The following is a 16,183-nucleotide window of genomic DNA, read 5'->3' on the forward strand; positions in this document are numbered from 1 at the left end:
AAGAAGGGGTCCGGCCACCGAAAATCGGTGACCGGACCCCTCTTTTTATTGAAAAGCTTTAAAACAGGCTAGTTATGTCCCAGCCTCTTTTTTGTTTACATTTTTGTTTCCAAAAGTGAAGACGCGGGTAAATATCCGTTAGCATTTTGTTTTTGAAAAATATGAAACGAGGCGAAGTAAGATGGAACGAAATCATACGATGATGCAATTTTTTGAATGGCACGTCCCGGCTGACCAAAAGCATTGGAAGCGATTGAAAGAACGGGCTTCTAAATTAAAAAAAGCAGGAATCACCGCGCTTTGGTTGCCGCCGGTCACAAAAGGTCAAAATGATGAGGATACGGGATATGGTGTCTATGACTTGTATGATTTAGGCGAGTTTGATCAAAAAGGGACCATCGCCACAAAATATGGGACGAAGCAAGAGTTGCTTGAGGCGACGAAACACGCCCAAGAGCTCGGGATGCAAATATATATGGACGTCGTGTTGAACCATAAAGCCGGAGCCGACGCGACCGAGAAGTTTGACGTGTTAGAAGTCGACCCGGAAGACCGGACGAAAGTGTTGTCGGAAGAACCGTTTGAGATCGAAGGGTGGACGAAGTTTGATTATAAAGAACGCAACGGTAAGTACTCATCGTTCAAATGGAACTTCCATCATTTCAACGGCACGGACTATGACGCGGCGAGCGAGCACGAGGGTATCTTCTTCATTTTAGGCGATAATAAAAAATGGAATGACAACGTCGATAGTGAATTCGGTGTATACGATTATCTGATGTTCGCGAACATTGATTATCACCATCCGGAAGTCCGGGAAGAAGTGTTAAGTTGGGGCAAGTGGTTCATCGAAGAGACAAAATGTGATGGCTTCCGTCTCGATGCGATCAAACATATCAACTATGATTTCGTCAAAGAGTTCAGCCAAACGATGAAAGATGAAAAAGGCGAGAACTTTTACTTGGTCGGTGAGTTTTGGAAGTCAGAGCTCGAAGATTGCCGCGCCTTTTTAGACAACATCGACTACCACGTCGATCTGTTCGACGTGCCGCTCCATTACAATTTGCAGCGTGCCTCGATCGAAGGCGCATCGTTTGATTTGCGGACGATTTTTGACGACACACTCGTCCAGTCCCACCCGCTTCACTCGGTCACGTTCGTCGACAACCATGACTCACAGCCGGCCGAGGCGCTCGAGTCATGGGTCGAAGATTGGTTCAAACAAAGTGCTTACGGTTTGATTTTACTCCGCCAAGACGGTTATCCGTGCGTCTTCTACGGGGATTACTACGGCATCAACGGGCCCCACCCGGTCGAAGGGAAGAAGCTGGCCATCGATCCACTTCTGTACGCCCGTCGTGAAAAAGCGTATGGGCAACAAGACGACTACTTCGATAACGAGCACGTGATCGGCTGGGTCCGACACGGCAGCGAGGACTTCGAACGTTCAGGTTGTGCCGTCATCATCTCGAATAACGAAGAGGCGGAGAAACAGATGTACGTCGGGGAGCATCGTGCCGGTGAGAAATGGGTCGACTTGACGCAGACGATCGATGAAATCATCGAGATTGACGAAGATGGAAAAGGGGTATTTAAAGTAGCGGCAGGATCGATCTCGGTCTGGGCGTTGCCGGACGAAGATGTGGAATAAGCCTTTACAATTGAGTAAGCCGTCACAAATCTGTTACATTTAAAACGAACGTTGTTCAAACCAATTTTAAGGGGGATTTTAGTTATGGCTAAATTTGAATTACCACAACTTGATTACGCATACGATGCACTCGAACCACACATTGACGCACGCACGATGGAAATCCACCATTCGAAACACCACAACGCTTACGTCACGAACGTGAACAATGCACTCGAAGGAAAAGACGTAGAGTACTCTTCACTTGAAGACTTGCTCCAAAAACTCGATTCGCTTCCTGCTGACATTCAGACAGCTGTTCGTAACAACGGCGGCGGTCATTGGAACCACTCGTTCTTCTGGAAGTTGTTGAAGAAAAACGAGAACGGGACGCCAACGGGCGAACTCGCAACGGCGATCGACGAAGCGTTCGGCAGCTTTGACGCGTTCAAAGATGAGTTCACGAAAGCCGCTACAACTCGTTTCGGTTCAGGTTGGGCTTGGCTCGTCGTCAAAGGCGGCAAGCTCGAAGTCACATCGACACCAAACCAAGATTCACCGATCATGGAAGGCATCACACCGATCCTCGGACTCGATGTTTGGGAGCATGCGTACTACTTGAACTATCAAAACCGTCGCCCGGACTACATCCAAGCGTTCTTCCACGTCATCGACTGGGATTACGTCGCGAAGCTTTACGCTGACGCCAAATAATGACACGATCCCGAGATTCGGTTGAATCTCGGGATTTTTTCTACATTTCATTAATTTGTAAACAAATTATGATATAGTGAAAATCGAGTCTGAAAATAGAAATACAGAAAAATATAATATAGAAGCAACTGAAAGTGGAAGGAGATAACTGAATTGGCTAGACACCGTGTGAAAGTGCCGAAAAAACGGCGTAACCACCTTCCGTTACGGTTAAATTTATTGTTTTTTATCGTCTTCATCTTGTTTGCGACGTTGATCTTTCGGTTAGGCGTCGTCCAAATCGTCAACGGAGAGTTGATCGCCCGAGAGGTTCAAAAGACCGAGTCGAGCAAAATCAAGTACGAGGTGCCTCGCGGCAAAATCTACGATCGGAACGGGCAAGTGTTGGCCGACACGATCTCTAACTATTCGGTCATGTACCGTCGCTCCCAAGTGACGAAAACGGAGGAGCGTCTCGATGTCGCGGTCAAACTTGCTAAGATCGTCGACATTCCGGAGAAAGATCGCAAAGTGACCGAACGGGACCGCAAGGACTATTGGATCGCCATCGATCCCGAGCGCTCGCAAGAACGAGTCCAATCGCTTCTCGCCGAGCTGCCGGAAGAAGAGCGGGCCGCCTTGTCGAACCAAGCAGTCGATCAGTTGCTGCTTGATTCAATCACGCAAGCAGAGATCACGTTCGATGATGCGACCGAAGAAATCATCGCTATCAAACATAATATGGAGAGCGGGTACGCGTTAGACCCGCAAGTCATCAAAATCGGCGCGTCGCCGAAAGAGATGGCTTTGATCGAAGAAAACTTAGAGCTGTTGCCAGGCGTCAGCGTCGAACCGTATTACCAGCGGGCCTATCCGTTCGGTGAAACGTTCCAAAGCTTCCTCGGAAGCTATCGTCAAATCCCGGCCGAGCAACGGGCCTCGTATCAGGCGAAAGGCTACGGGTTGAACGATCGGGTCGGGACGTCTTATCTCGAGCAACAGTATGAAGATATTTTACGCGGGACCCCGGCTTATGACGTGTTCACGACGTATAAAGGCCAACCGGTCGGTGAGCCTACGCGCGTGAGCGGTAATCCCGGAAAAGATATCATCTTGTCGACGGACATCGAATTCCAAAAAGAAGTCGATGAGATCTTGAAGAAGGCGATCCGTGCCGGGCGTTCGGGGAGTCCGCACTTCGACCGGGCTTTCGTCGTCGTCATGAATCCGAAGACGGGCGAGCTGCTCGCTTTGTCTGGGCAAGAGTTAGATCTTGAGACGAACGAGTTTAAAGACGTCTCGACAGGAACCGTGCTCCGGGCGAGCCAAATCGGCTCGACGATCAAAGGGGCGACCGTCGCGTTCGGACTTGAAGAAGAAGTCATCAAGCCGGGCGAATACATTTACGACGCGCCGATCCGCATCGGGTCTTCGCTCAAATCGTCTTACCGGAACATGGGGAACATCAACGACCTCGATGCGCTCGCCATGTCGTCGAACATTTACATGTTCCAGATTGCGCTCAGACTCGCCGATTATTATTCGACCGGCCAAATCGTCGGTGACAACGTCACCGAAGCGTTCAATACGATGGAGCACTACTATAAACAGTTCGGACTCGGGATCGAGACGGGCATCGATCTTCCTTACGAATCGATCGGTTTCCGGAGCGTGCCGGACCGTGTCACACTGTTGATGGATATGTCGATCGGTCAGTTCATCTCGTATACGCCGATCCAACTCGCGCAATATACGTCGACGCTTGCCAACGGCGGATATCGGGTGCAGCCGCATCTGTTAAAAGAGATCATTGAACCGGGCTCGCTCGATGAGATGAACAAACAAGTCGTCAGCACGTTCCAGCCGAAAGCGCTGAACAAAGTCGACATCCGCGACGAGTTCATCCAGCGTTCGCGTCAAGGCTTCCGTCAAGGGGTCGAGACCGGGACATCACGGATTCTCCAACAGACGGGGATGACGGCGGCCGGTAAGACCGGGACCGCGCAAGCGATCGCGGAAGGGCCGGACGGCCAAGCGAAACGAAACGCGAACGGTGAGCCGATCAAGACTTTCAACTCGAACCACGTCGGCTGGGCTCCGTACGACGACCCAGAGATCGCGTGGGCGATCATCATGCCAGGTCTTGAGGCGGAAGGCGTCAACACGCGCGTCGCCCATGACATCATGAAAGTATATTTTGATTTAGAAGACGTCCAAGCACAGCTCCAGTAAAGAAGTCACTTCGGTGGCTTCTTTTTTTATCTTTACAATTCTTTTACGTTCCGTTTATTTATCGTTAATAGTAGTTTATTAGGATGTTAATTGTAGGACGAAACAACAGACCCACAACACAAATCAAAGCAAACTCAAGGAGGACGTCAGAAATGTCTTGGATGAAAAAATCAGCTTTACTCGCTTCAATCACTTCGGTGGCCATCGTCGGTGCCGCGTGTGGAAACAATGAAGAAGAAAACGGTGGAGCCGAAGGAGACGCACTTTCAGGTAAAGTCGTCATGGACGGTTCGTCTACCGTATTCCCAATCATGGAAGCGGTCGCTGAAGAGTATTCAGCTGAACAGCCAGACGTTGAAGTAACGGTCGGTGTATCTGGAACGGGCGGCGGCTTCAAACGTTTCGTGACCGGGGAGACAGACTTCTCGAACGCATCACGTGAAATCAAAGAAGAAGAAGCAGCCGAAGCTGAAGCGAACGGTGTCGAGTACACAGAAATCGCGGTCGCGCTTGACGGATTGGCAATTGTCGTCAACCCTGAGAACGATTGGGCCGATGACATCACGATGGATGAGCTTAACAAGATGTGGACAGATATGAACGTGAAGACATGGAAAGACGTCCGCTCGGATTGGCCAGATGAAGAGATCTCATTCTTCTCACCTGGTAAAGACTCAGGTACGTTCGATTACTTCAACGAAGCAGTTCTCGATGATACAGACGTTCGCCAAGATGCACAGTTGTCAGAAGACGACAACGTCCTCGTAACAGGAGTTGCCGGAACGAAAAATGCGATCGGTTTCTTCGGATACGCGTACTACATTGAAAACGAAGGCACGTTGAAATCGTTGAAAGTAGACGGCATCGAGCCGACAGCTGAGAACGTGACATCGTTCGAATACCCACTGTCACGTCCAATCTACACGTACGTGAACAACGCCTCGATGCAAGAAAAGCCGCAAGTTGTAAACTTCGCACGCTTTATGAACGAAAATGCCGGAGCACTTGCTGAAGAAGTCGGCTATGTCGCGATGGAGCAAGCAAGTTACGATGAGAACGCTAAACTGATTGATGAACTCGCTGGTGAATAAATAGAGCAAATGGCAGAAGGTGAGAGATTCTCTCGCCTTCTCGCCATGCTTTCTAGTATGAAGAGGTAGGGAGCGATAAACGAGATGAACGAATCAAAAAATGAGTTCTCGATTCGAGAGATGATTAACGCGAATAAGCAAAAAAAATATAGTACGACGAACGTGTTTGACAAAATCATGCCGTTCTTATTATTCTTGAGCGCATTTGTCTCGGTCGTCACGACGATCGGGATTGCTTTGACGCTCGGCTTCGAACTGTTCAAGTTCTTTGAAAAAGTCCCGGTACGCGACTTCCTAGGCTCGACCGAATGGTACCCGCTCAGTGCGGACCCGAGTTTCGGCGTTTGGGCGCTCGTCATGGGCACACTCCAAATCACGCTCATCGCGATGATCGTGGCAGTGCCGCTCGGACTCGCATCGGCCATTTATTTGAGCGAGTACGCGTCTGAACGGGCCCGGACGATTCTCAAGCCGATCCTTGAAGTCCTCGCCGGTGTTCCGACGATCGTTTTCGGGTTCTTCGCCTTGTCATTCGTCACACCGATCTTGCAGTCGCTCATTCCAGGGTTGAAGATCTATAACGCCCTCAGTCCAGGGATTGTCGTCGGCATCATGATCATCCCGATGATCGCGTCGATTTCGGAAGACGCGATGAGTGCCGTTCCGAAAAAGATTCGTGACGGGGCACTTGGCCTCGGTGCGACACGTCTAGAAGTCGCCCTCAAAGTCGTCATGCCAGCCGCGCTCTCAGGGATCATCGCTTCGATCGTCCTCGGGATGAGTCGAGCGATCGGTGAGACGATGATCGTCACGATCGCGGGTGGGTCGCAACCGAACTTCGAGTTCAACCCGCTCAACGCGATCCAAACGATGACGGCGTATATCGTCCAAATCGCCAAAGGTGATGCTGGTTACGGGACAATCGAATACTACAGTATCTATGCGGTCGGTGCGCTTCTATTCATCTTTACGCTCGTGATGAACTTGTTCGCGAACTGGGTGACGCGCCGCTTCAGAGAGGAGTACTAATATGGCTTTGCCGAACAGTGAGTTCAAGAATACGAAGAACTATATTGACCATGAGACCGTATCGCGACGGATTAAAAGTCGCCTACGATTGAACGAAATCTTTAAGTACATCTTTTTAGCGGGGCTCGTCTTCGCCTTGCTCGTCTTATCGACGCTTATTTATGACGTGATCTCAAAAGGTGGCGGCTGGGTCAATCTCGACTTCCTCCGCAACTTCCCGTCACGCCGTGCCGAACAGGCCGGTCTTTATCCGGCTTTGATCGGGACGCTTTGGCTCATGATGCTAATCGTGCCGATGGTGTTTATCGTCGGTGTCGGTGCCGCGATTTATTTGGAAGAGTACGCACCGAAAAACCGGCTCACGTCGTTTATCGAAGTGAACATCTCGAACTTGGCGGGTGTCCCGTCGATCGTGTTTGGTTTGCTCGGATTGACGTTCTTCGTCCGGACGGCCGGACTTGGCAGCTCGGTCATGACGGGTGCGCTGACGCTCGGTCTGATGAGTTTGCCGATCGTCATCGTCGCGTCACAAGAAGCGTTACGGTCTGTTAAGATGGAGCTACGTCACGCGTCGCTCGCAATGGGTGCCTCGAAATGGCAGACGACGTTCAACGTCGTGTTACCGTCAGCCATTCCAGGGATCATCACAGGGATCATCTTGGCCGTATCCCGGGCCATCGGCGAGACGGCACCGCTCATCATGATCGGAGCGGCGACGTTCATCTCGACGACACCGAACAATGTATTTTCAGACTTTACGGCGCTCCCAATCCAAATTTACAACTGGACGAGCCGTCCGCAAGCTGAATTCCAAAATCTTGCCGCTGCCGGCATCATCGTCTTGATGACACTGCTCATCACGATGAACTCGGTCGCGATCTATATCCGCAACAAGTATACAAATCGACATTAAGTCGTAGCAGTAAACGAGGAGGACTCTCGAGATGATGAAACAAACAGAGCTTAAAGGAGATCACAACGTGAATACAACGACGACCCAACCGAACGAGACCGTGATGCAAAAAGACAGCGCCTATGTCGTGAACAACTTGAACTTATGGTACGGCGACGATCAAGCGTTGATCGACGTCAATCTCGACATTAAGAAAAACGAAGTGACGGCCATCATCGGTCCGTCTGGTTGTGGGAAGTCGACGTTCATCAAGACGTTGAACCGGATGGTCGAACTCGTCCCGACGGTGCGGACGAACGGGGAGATTCTTTACCACGGCCGTAACATCTTTGATCGTGACTATAGAGTCGAAGATCTCCGCACGTCGGTCGGGATGGTGTTCCAGCAGCCAAACCCGTTCCCAAAATCCGTGTACGACAACGTCGCCTACGGACCGCGCACGCACGGGATCAAAAATAAAAAAGTGCTCGACGAGATCGTCGAACGCTCACTGCGCGGCGCCGCGATCTGGGAGGAAGTGAAAGATCGCTTGAACGAGAACGCCTACGGTCTCTCGGGTGGTCAGCAACAGCGCCTTTGCATCGCCCGGACACTTGCGATTGAACCAGACGTCATTCTTATGGACGAGCCGACGTCAGCGCTTGACCCGATCTCGACACTTAAAGTTGAAGAGCTCGTCCAAGAGTTGAAAGAACAATATTCGATCATCATCGTCACGCACAACATGCAACAGGCAGCACGTGTGTCTGACAAGACGGCGTTCTTCTTGAACGGGGAAGTCGTCGAGTTCGACGCAACCGATAAAATCTTCTCGAATCCAACTGACAAGCGGACTGAAGATTACATTTCTGGCCGGTTCGGTTAAGAGGGGGAGATTACTATGGCACAAAATCGCGCATTTTTTGATGTTAAATTAAACGAACTAGAAGAGAAAGTCGTTCGCTTGGCGAACTTGACGATGCGCCAAACGGCGACAGCGATCGAGGTACTTGAGAAACGAGACCTCACGCTCGCCCAGACGGTGATCGACAATGATAACGAACTAGATGACCTCGAACTTGAAATCAACGACCAGGCGATTCTCTTGATTGCCAAACAACAACCGGTCGCGACCGATCTTCGTCGCTTGATCGTGACGATGAAGTCCGCGACCGACCTTGAACGGATCGCGGATTACGCGACGAACATCGCCAAAGCCGTGACGCGAATCGAGCACGTCCCGTACTTGCTTGACATTAAGCCGCTCAAGCAGATGGCCGAACAGTTGATCGATATGCTTGAACTCGCAACCCGTGCCTATCGTAAAGGTGAAGCCAGTCGGGTCCGTGAGTTGAATGAGATGGACAAAGTCATCGATGATCTCAACTTACAGGTGATCAAGCAATATATCGGAAGTCTACCGACGATGACGGTCGGAACGAACGATGTTTATGAGTTTGCAAACATCGCCCGCTATCTCGAACGGATGGGCGACCATGTGACCAATTTCGGGGAACATTTGATTTTTCTCGAAAAAGGGAAGCATTATGATTTAAATCAGTGATAAAAGTGGTAAAGAACAACAGGTCTGTTGTTCTTTACTTTTTTTTGTGCAGGAATTCACTGAAAAAGAACGAATACGTAAAGCATATGGATTTTTTTTTGGAAGGGAGCCAGACATAAATGGAAGAGAAAATCGTATCCTTGAAACAACAAGGGCTTACGTTAAAACAGATTGCAGAACAATTAGACATGCCAGTCGGAAAAGTCCAGTACGCATGGCGTAAATGGCGTTCCCAGAACGGTGAGGTCACCAAGCCGACAACCGCTCCTAAAAAATCTTCTAATGAAGGGAAGGATAGAATGAAACGAAACGAGAAAAAAGCTCCAACAGTGGGGCAGGTCGCCTCGACACTCCATCACGAAGAGCCGAAGCAGTCACCGCTCCTTGAAACAGGTCCAGACGGTTTTTGGAAGCTTCCAGACCGCTACGATGTCGACCTCATGCACGCGGTCGTCCAATCCCCGAACGCGGTCTATGTTTTTTGGGAAGTGTCAGACGCTGTGAAAGAGACGCTGACGATGCAGTTCATGCGGCCGTGGGAAGATTTGCCGAAGGCGTTCCGCATCTTAGACATCACACTGCTCGATTACACATCTGGTCATGCGAACCGGTCTTATACGTTCGAGTTGCCGGAAATGACGAACAGCTGGTTCGTCCGTCCGCTCGACCCGAACACGACGTACGTCTTCGAATTCGGGATTCGGACGATGGAAGGCGAATTTCTTCCGCTCGTCGCCTCGATGCCGATTGATACGCCGCGGAACGAACCGGCAGGAGTCGGACGTTTTGCCGAGCCGGTCAGACGTTGGCAATTCGGTGAAGTCGAGTCACCAGAACTACTCGATACGTTACCAAAATATTCTGCATACCGCTGCGTACGCTGAGGAGGACACACTATGAAACCAGGTTATTTTTCACTCGTCCTACATGCCCATCTTCCGTACGTGAGGCATGAAGAGAAACACCGGCTAGAAGAACGCTGGGTATATGAAGCCATCTCGGAGACATACATCCCGATTCTGTGGCAAGTCGATCGACTTCAACGGCCGCTGCATTGGACGGTCAGTATCTCTCCGCCCGTCATCGAAATGCTCGCCGACCCACTCGTCCAAGATCGCTATCTCGGGCATTTAGATGAGATGCTTGAACTGATCTCAATCGAACTGGCTGAGGGTCGGAGCGAACAAGAAGTCGAGACGCTTCATTTTTACGAACGCCGTTATCAAGACTTGAAGAACACGTTCCTCCATTGGGAGAAAAATTTGAACCATGCGTTCCGTACATATCGTGAGCAAGGCTTCATCGATATGGTCACATGTACGGCGACACACGGTTTCAACCCGCATCTGTTCACCGATCAGGCGGCACGGGCCGAGATTCGGACTGGATTGAACTGCTTCGAGCGGCATTACGGCTTCCGTCCGACCGGCATTTGGTTACCGGAATGTGCGTATACGCCAGGAGTCGACCGCATCCTCTATGAGGAAGGGATTCGCTACACGTTCGTCGATGAGCACGCGTTGCTCGAAGCCGACCCGACGCCGGACAAAGGCATCGGTGCGCCTGTCTATTCGCCGCACGGAGTCGCTTTATTCCCACGTGATCAAATCATCTCCGGGAAGATTTGGAGTTCGATGATCGGTTATCCGGGGCATCCGGACTATCGCGAGTTTTATCGCGATCTCGCCTACGACCGGGACTGGGAATACATTCAAGCGTTCATGCATCCAGAGGGCATCCGCTTCGACACAGGTCTGAAGATGCATCGCATCACGGGCGACAGCGACGAAAAAGACTTTTACGTCCGCGGATGGGCCGAACATCAAATCGATAATCACGCGACCGATTTCGCCGAGACGCTCGCGGCGCATTTAGAAGCGCACGGTGGACAAACGTTCCCGCCGTTCCTCGTCACGGCACCGTTTGACGCCGAACTGTTCGGCCATTGGTGGTTTGAGGGCCCTGAATTTTTAGGGCAAGTCGCAGAGCGACTAGAGGCATACGGGATTGAGACGATCACGCCGGCACTCTTCCTCGAGCGTCATTTCCAAGACCTGCAAACAGTACAAGTTTCGATGAACACGTGGGGCCGGAAAGGTTACGGCGATGTGTGGATCAACGAACGCAACGAATGGATGCTCAGACATTTGCACACGATGGAGACGCAACTCGTCAAAGACGTGGCCGACTATCGGAACACCTCGCCACTCGCCGACCGGGCTTTAAGACAGCTCATTCGTCATTATGTGCTCTCAGTCTCGAGCGATTGGGCGTTTATCTTGGACGGCCAGACGACGGCGCAATACGCCGCCGAACGTTTCCGGGAACATACCCGTCTGTTTGCCGAACTCGAAACGGCGCTCTACGAAGGCAAGCTATCGGATCGCTTGCTAGACGAGCACTACACGGTCTATCCGTTCTTGGACGACGTTGACATTGATATTGATACGTTCCTATCTCCACACGACTATTATGTGACGCAGGAGCGTGGCGAAGAAGGTGAGGTCATTCTCGTCCTCACGCCAGAATATACAGGCAATATCGTGGGCGACCTCGGTCACCGCGTCGTCGCTGAAGTCGAGGCACGAGCGGCTGACGGGGAGACCGTTTACGTCCTCACGCCGCACAGTGAAGGACTGCCTGAATACGAGCGCCACAATCGCGTGCACGTGTACCGGGTCCCACTCACGAGTCCGTTTCTAGAGCATGTCATGAACCAAATCGCTGCTCAGAACGTCGCCTACGTGAAACTCGTCCAACAGTTACAGACGATGGTCAACTTCAAAGCGGTCCATCATTTTGATTGGATGACGATTCCAGCGGCACGTTCACTTGCGAAGTCACTAGATGTTCCGTTATACTCAACTATGTTGTCATTTGAAACGACCCGCAACCCGCACGGGCACGGTGGCCTGTTCGATGCGATCCATCGCATTGAGAACGGCGTCCTCTCGGAAGCTGATACGGTTTATGTCGGTGAACAGCTCTCGATCGAGGAGCTCGCGACGCGGTATGTGATCGGCGATAACGTAAAAACGTGCCTACCGCTCGACGCGTCACCGTACGGGCAGAAACGTTTGAAAAAGAACGTGAAATAACCTTGCTTTTTCAAAAAAAACTTGGTAGGATAATTGAGTATGCTTAGACTGTAAAGCAAAAGCACTTGATACAACATTAGTAAGATGGGAGTGAAAGATATGCGCGTTAAAATCACACTAGCTTGCACAGAAACAGGCGATCGCACGTACATCACGAAGAAAAACAAACGTAACAACCCAGAGCGCCTCGAATTGCGCAAATACAACCCACGTCTCCGTCGTCACACGCTTTACCGCGAAGTGAAATAATTGAGACCGGCCGTCACTCATGTGGCGGCCTTTTTTTTCGATAGGAGGAATAACAAATGACAGCTAAACATGAGCTCCGAAAAGCGGTTCATGTGAATATTCGCGTGCTCACCGATCGTGACGAGCGTGATGAAGCGATCCTACATACCGTGGCGTCACTTCCTGAGTGGCAACAAGCGCATACGGTCGCACTCACATTGTCACTCGACCTTGAAGTGAATACGCGTCCGCTCATCGATACAGCTTTAAAAGCAGGAAAATCGGTGTTAGTGCCGAAAGTAACGAAACAGGGGCTCACGTTCCACGAAATCAGGACGTTCAGCGACCTCGAGCCGGGGGTAATGGGTATTCTCGAGCCGACGACCGCGGAAACCGACCTCGACATCGATGTCTGTATCGTCCCAGGCCGTGTCTTTGACCGTTCTGGATATCGGATCGGTTGGGGCGGGGGTTATTACGACCGTTTCTTAGCGACATATCGCGGTGCGACGATCGCGCTCGCCTACGACGTACAAGTGCTCGACGAAATACCGATCGAACCACACGACATACCTGTCGAACTGATCGTGACAGAAAGGGAAATGATTCGATGCTCTCAATCGTCCTCGTAACTTGTCTAGTTGCACTGGCCGGATATCGTCTCCGGTCGTTGACGTTCTCTGGGGCGATCTTGACGATCGTGACAGGGACGGTCATCGGGTTTGGTTTTGGCTGGTTCGGGCTGTACTTGCTCGGTGTGTTCTTTTCGACGTCCTCGCTCGCTTCAAAATATCGCGCCCGCGACAAGGCGTCGGTCGATGACATCGTCGAAAAATCCGGACCGCGTGACTTCGTGCAAGTGCTTGCGAACGGAGGAATCGCTATGCTCACCGCCGTCGGAATGGCGATGACTTCGAACGAGGCGTGGCTATTCGCTTACGTCGTTTCAATCGCGGCGGCGACGAGTGACACGTGGGGGTCGGAGTTCGGCGTCCTCGCATCGCGCCGACCGCGCTCTATTTTGACATTGCGTGAAGTTGAACCGGGGACGAGCGGTGGGGTGTCACCGTTCGGTACGCTCATGTCCGTCGCCGGCGCGACGATCATCGTCTTGGCATCGCTCCCGTTCTTAAACATAACGATGGGCACGCTATTTCTATTGATTGCGCTCGGTCTGAGCGGCAGCGTCGTCGATACGTTGCTCGGTGCGACCGTGCAACGTAAGTATCGCTGTCGGACGTGCCGAAAACTGACGGAGAAAAAGCTGCATCACGGTGAAGCGACCGACTATGTATCTGGATGGCGCTTTCTCGGCAACGACGCCGTTAATTTCTTGGCGATTGCCTCCGCGGCAGCGATTGGTTTTCTTGTTTTCGCCTAAGGGTAGTACAGAGAATGAGGATGTTTCAAACGAATGTGAATTTTGTCACAATATTGCCAAACTGAAAACGGTTTCTCTTGTATTGACTGTTTGTGAATGATGTTACAATCTAGGTGTAACAGACAAAACAAAAACATGAAACAGATTGTTTGAAGGGTGGAAAAACAACATGGAAACATTAAATCATGCAAAAGTAACACGGGTCGCTCTCGTCGGGGCCGGAGCGGTCGGTGCAAGCTTCGCGTATCAATTGACGACAGCGAGCCTATGTGAAGAACTCGTCATCATCGACATCAACAAGGCGAAGGCAGAAGGCGAAGCGATGGACTTGAACCACGGCGTCTCGTTCGCTTCGTCACCGATGCGCGTCTGGGCTGGAGATTACACGGACTGCGGTGCTGCAGATATCGTCGTCATCACGGCCGGCGCTCCTCAAAAACCAGGTGAGACACGTCTCGACCTCGTTGAGAAAAATGCGAAAATCATGAAATCGATGATCACTGAAATCATGGCTTCTGGCTTCGACGGTATCATCATCCTCGCATCAAACCCGGTCGATATCATGACACACTTGGCTTGGAAATACTCGGGTCTTCCGAAACATCGCGTCTTCGGTTCAGGGACTGTACTCGATACGTCACGCCTCCGCTACATGCTAGGTGATTACTTCAACGTCGATCCGCGCAACTGCCACGCTTACATCATGGGTGAGCATGGCGATACCGAGTTCGCGGCGTGGAGCAACGCCCGGATTTACGGCAAATCGGTCGAACAGTTGCTCGAAGAGAACGACGAGTATACGTGGGAAGACCTTGAAGACATCTACGTCAACGTTCGTGACGCTGCGTACCACATCATCGAACGTAAAGGCGCGACGTACTATGCGATCGGTCTCGGCTTGCTTCGTCTCGTCAAAGCGGTGCTCCGTAACGAGAACACGCTGCTCACGGTCGGTGCCTACTTGGACGGAGAGTACGGCTTGAACGATATTCATATCGGTGTGCCGGCAATCATCAACCGCCAAGGCGTGCGTCAAGTCGTCGAAATCGAATTATCAGAAGAAGAGAAGCAGAAAATGCTCCATTCGGCAGACGTGTTGTTGAAAACGATGCAACCTGTTTTATAATATATTCGCGATATAGACGTAGTCGGCGTATGCCGGCTACGTTTTTTATGTGTTGGTACGGACGCCGGACAGATTCAGAAAGCGCCAACTTTTGTCGTCATGATCGAATTGGATTACAATTAAGACAGAAGGAAAGGAGGGGATTCAGTTGACGCAACCGGGATGTTTTTGGGAAGACATTTACCATGCGGTCGAGGCGGGCGGTCGGGTCGAAGGTATACTCGAGCCTTCGCGCGCGCTGCTATTGTTCGACACGAAAGCTGGAGACCTCTATCACCTGTACATAAAGACGGATAAGGCGTGGGCAAACCATGTCGCGATCGAGATCGAGGCGGTCATGAGCTCGTTCCGACTCGCACGACTCGGGCGTGCGAAGCTTCACGTTCATATATACGGCGACCCTCTCGTCGATGAGGAGCGACTTGAGACGTTGTCGTTCCAAGTCGCGGCCAAGGTGAGACTCGACAGGCACGCGTGTGGCGATGACCAAGATGAGACCCGGTTTCGGTCGCTCGCGCTCGCGCTCGATAAACAGCGAAAAGCCGAACTGAAGAAGCGATTCTCATTCGGTGAACCGCAACTCGTCTATGCGCTCATGATGTTGACGTTTGTCGTCATGTGGTTCGCCGAATCGCTCGGCTCGACGCTCGATCCGAACACGCTCATCCGATTCGGCGCCAAAGTCAATCCGCTCATCGACGATGGCGAATGGTGGCGCCTCGTCACACCGATGTTCCTTCATATCGGCTGGTTTCATTTTGCGATCAACATGTTCGCGCTCTGGTCGCTCGGCCCGCTCGTCGAACGCATGTATGGGTCACCGAGGTTCTTGACGATCTATCTGTTGGCGGGCGTCATCGCGTCGACCGCCTCCTACGCGTTCAGTGAGGCGATTTCGGCCGGAGCGTCCGGCGCATTGTTCGGTCTCGTCGGCGCACTGCTCTATTTCGGACTGCGTGACCGCTCGCTGTTCATGAAGACGCTCGGCCCATCGTTGTTTATTATGTTAGGATTAAACGTAGGGCTCGCCTTCGTCCTCGGTGCCAGTTTGGACCACTCGGCCCATGCCGGGGGCCTCATCGGTGGATTTTTGATGGCGGGCGTGGTCGGATTACCTGACGAGACAACAAAAAAATGGCGCCTGTTGTTCACGGCGCTGGCAGTTTTATTGACCGGGACACTATATTGGCTCGGATATCATCGATGACAAAGGAGTAAC

15 protein-coding genes are annotated in these 16,183 nt (G+C 51.5%); all 15 read left to right on the top strand.

From position 1 onward, the window contains the following. Nucleotides 1–181 precede the first annotated feature (181 nt). The 15 genes from KNP77_RS11835 to KNP77_RS11905 all read left to right on the top strand — a co-directional run bounded on the left by KNP77_RS11835 (nt 182) and on the right by KNP77_RS11905 (nt 16,171). Nucleotides 182–1,651, top strand: coding sequence for an alpha-amylase (locus KNP77_RS11835; protein WP_214890975.1), 1,470 nt, complete (start codon nt 182–184; stop codon nt 1,649–1,651). A gap of 84 nt (nt 1,652–1,735) precedes the next feature. Beyond that, entirely contained in the window at nt 1,736–2,344 is a 609-nt protein-coding gene (locus KNP77_RS11840) for a superoxide dismutase (RefSeq protein ID WP_071397750.1), read from the top strand. 153 nt (nt 2,345–2,497) lie between these two features. Next, entirely contained in the window at nt 2,498–4,555 is a 2,058-nt protein-coding gene (locus KNP77_RS11845; RefSeq protein ID WP_214890977.1) for a peptidoglycan D,D-transpeptidase FtsI family protein, read from the top strand. Nucleotides 4,556–4,707: 152 nt separating this feature from the next. Further along, on the top strand, nt 4,708–5,646 hold the full coding sequence (locus KNP77_RS11850; protein WP_214890979.1) for a PstS family phosphate ABC transporter substrate-binding protein: 939 nt from the start codon (nt 4,708–4,710) through the stop codon (nt 5,644–5,646). 84 nt (nt 5,647–5,730) lie between these two features. Beyond that, nucleotides 5,731–6,675: a phosphate ABC transporter permease subunit PstC gene (pstC, locus tag KNP77_RS11855; RefSeq protein ID WP_071397748.1), complete on the top strand. Its 945-nt coding sequence runs from the start codon at nt 5,731–5,733 to the stop codon at nt 6,673–6,675. 1 nt (nt 6,676) lies between these two features. Further along, on the top strand, nt 6,677–7,588 hold the full coding sequence (pstA, locus tag KNP77_RS11860) for a phosphate ABC transporter permease PstA (protein WP_214890981.1): 912 nt from the start codon (nt 6,677–6,679) through the stop codon (nt 7,586–7,588). A 103-nt stretch (nt 7,589–7,691) separates the two neighbouring features. Next, nucleotides 7,692–8,453 (top strand): phosphate ABC transporter ATP-binding protein PstB, encoded by a 762-nt coding sequence (pstB, locus tag KNP77_RS11865; protein WP_233589588.1) that lies wholly within the window; start codon nt 7,692–7,694, stop codon nt 8,451–8,453. Between the two features lie 15 nt (nt 8,454–8,468). After that, nucleotides 8,469–9,131 (top strand): phosphate signaling complex protein PhoU, encoded by a 663-nt coding sequence (gene phoU, locus KNP77_RS11870; protein WP_131463758.1) that lies wholly within the window; start codon nt 8,469–8,471, stop codon nt 9,129–9,131. Nucleotides 9,132–9,250: 119 nt separating this feature from the next. Then, on the top strand, nt 9,251–10,015 hold the full coding sequence (locus tag KNP77_RS11875; RefSeq protein ID WP_214890983.1) for a DUF4912 domain-containing protein: 765 nt from the start codon (nt 9,251–9,253) through the stop codon (nt 10,013–10,015). Between the two features lie 12 nt (nt 10,016–10,027). After that, nucleotides 10,028–12,229: a 1,4-alpha-glucan branching protein domain-containing protein gene (locus KNP77_RS11880; RefSeq protein WP_131463756.1), complete on the top strand. Its 2,202-nt coding sequence runs from the start codon at nt 10,028–10,030 to the stop codon at nt 12,227–12,229. A gap of 84 nt (nt 12,230–12,313) precedes the next feature. Further along, nucleotides 12,314–12,478, top strand: coding sequence for a 50S ribosomal protein L33 (gene rpmG / locus KNP77_RS11885; protein WP_016510885.1), 165 nt, complete (start codon nt 12,314–12,316; stop codon nt 12,476–12,478). Nucleotides 12,479–12,534: 56 nt separating this feature from the next. Beyond that, nucleotides 12,535–13,089: a 5-formyltetrahydrofolate cyclo-ligase gene (locus tag KNP77_RS11890; protein WP_214890985.1), complete on the top strand. Its 555-nt coding sequence runs from the start codon at nt 12,535–12,537 to the stop codon at nt 13,087–13,089. After that, nucleotides 13,068–13,838: a DUF92 domain-containing protein gene (locus tag KNP77_RS11895; protein WP_070327028.1), complete on the top strand. Its 771-nt coding sequence runs from the start codon at nt 13,068–13,070 to the stop codon at nt 13,836–13,838. The genes KNP77_RS11890 and KNP77_RS11895 overlap by 22 nt, the downstream gene beginning before the upstream one ends. A 169-nt stretch (nt 13,839–14,007) precedes the next feature. After that, a complete protein-coding gene (locus KNP77_RS11900; protein WP_070327029.1) occupies nt 14,008–14,964 on the top strand; it encodes an L-lactate dehydrogenase in 957 nt (318 codons plus the stop codon). 148 nt (nt 14,965–15,112) lie between these two features. Beyond that, entirely contained in the window at nt 15,113–16,171 is a 1,059-nt protein-coding gene (locus tag KNP77_RS11905) for a rhomboid family intramembrane serine protease (RefSeq protein ID WP_214890987.1), read from the top strand. The last annotated feature ends 12 nt before the right edge of the window (nt 16,172–16,183 follow it).

This window comes from Exiguobacterium sp. s142 (assembly GCF_018618455.1).
Taxonomy (GTDB): Bacteria; Bacillota; Bacilli; order Exiguobacteriales; family Exiguobacteriaceae; genus Exiguobacterium; species Exiguobacterium aurantiacum_A.

What these genes read in the sequence shown, in the direction of transcription:
- KNP77_RS11840 (WP_071397750.1), top strand. Translation starts at nt 1,736, where the DNA reads ATGGCTAAATTTGAATTACCACAACTTGATTACGCATACGATGCACTC.
- pstB (WP_233589588.1), top strand. Translation starts at nt 7,692, where the DNA reads ATGCAAAAAGACAGCGCCTATGTCGTGAACAACTTGAACTTATGGTAC.
- KNP77_RS11875 (WP_214890983.1), top strand. Translation starts at nt 9,251, where the DNA reads ATGGAAGAGAAAATCGTATCCTTGAAACAACAAGGGCTTACGTTAAAA.
- KNP77_RS11895 (WP_070327028.1), top strand. Translation starts at nt 13,068, where the DNA reads ATGCTCTCAATCGTCCTCGTAACTTGTCTAGTTGCACTGGCCGGATAT.
- rpmG (WP_016510885.1), top strand. Translation starts at nt 12,314, where the DNA reads ATGGGAGTGAAAGATATGCGCGTTAAAATCACACTAGCTTGCACAGAA.
- KNP77_RS11900 (WP_070327029.1), top strand. Translation starts at nt 14,008, where the DNA reads ATGGAAACATTAAATCATGCAAAAGTAACACGGGTCGCTCTCGTCGGG.
- KNP77_RS11835 (WP_214890975.1), top strand. Translation starts at nt 182, where the DNA reads ATGGAACGAAATCATACGATGATGCAATTTTTTGAATGGCACGTCCCG.
- KNP77_RS11850 (WP_214890979.1), top strand. Translation starts at nt 4,708, where the DNA reads ATGTCTTGGATGAAAAAATCAGCTTTACTCGCTTCAATCACTTCGGTG.
- phoU (WP_131463758.1), top strand. Translation starts at nt 8,469, where the DNA reads ATGGCACAAAATCGCGCATTTTTTGATGTTAAATTAAACGAACTAGAA.
- pstA (WP_214890981.1), top strand. Translation starts at nt 6,677, where the DNA reads ATGGCTTTGCCGAACAGTGAGTTCAAGAATACGAAGAACTATATTGAC.
- KNP77_RS11890 (WP_214890985.1), top strand. Translation starts at nt 12,535, where the DNA reads ATGACAGCTAAACATGAGCTCCGAAAAGCGGTTCATGTGAATATTCGC.
- pstC (WP_071397748.1), top strand. Translation starts at nt 5,731, where the DNA reads ATGAACGAATCAAAAAATGAGTTCTCGATTCGAGAGATGATTAACGCG.
- KNP77_RS11880 (WP_131463756.1), top strand. Translation starts at nt 10,028, where the DNA reads ATGAAACCAGGTTATTTTTCACTCGTCCTACATGCCCATCTTCCGTAC.